Source organism: uncultured Tenacibaculum sp. (assembly GCF_947495995.1).
Classification (GTDB): domain Bacteria; phylum Bacteroidota; class Bacteroidia; order Flavobacteriales; family Flavobacteriaceae; genus Polaribacter.
Map to the genome: position 1 here is coordinate 1 of NZ_CANMAX010000037.1, position 412 is coordinate 412.

Annotated in this window: 1 protein-coding gene; it reads left to right on the forward strand. The window is 38.3% G+C overall.

Translation table 11 applies throughout. The features are described from left to right. A partial coding sequence (locus Q1A15_RS20945) for a hypothetical protein (protein ID WP_299628399.1) occupies nucleotides 1-412 on the forward strand: 412 nt, incomplete at both ends.

Consider the following 412-nt stretch of genomic DNA (forward strand, 5'->3'; position numbering starts at 1 on the left):
TAGGAGCAGGAACTTATGATGTTCGTATTGAGGATAGTAACGGATGTGGAGGATTCACAGGTACAGTTACAATAAATGATTTACCAGTAGCGCCAACGTTAAGTGAATCAGTAGCATACAATTGTGACGGAACAGGAAATATTACCATTACCCCAACACCAGCAGGAACTTACACATATGAATTATTAGATTCAACAGGCGGTTCAGTAGCAACAAATGGTACAGGAGTTTTCAATGGTCAAGCTGTTGGAAGTTATACAGTTGAAGTTAACTATGGAAGTGGATGTACTACAGATATAGGAGTTGTTATTTTAGATAATCAAGAATTCACAGCAACAGCAGTTGGTTCATCAGTTTTATGTAACGGAGATACAAATGGCGAGGTTACTATAACAGCAACAAACTTTGGAGC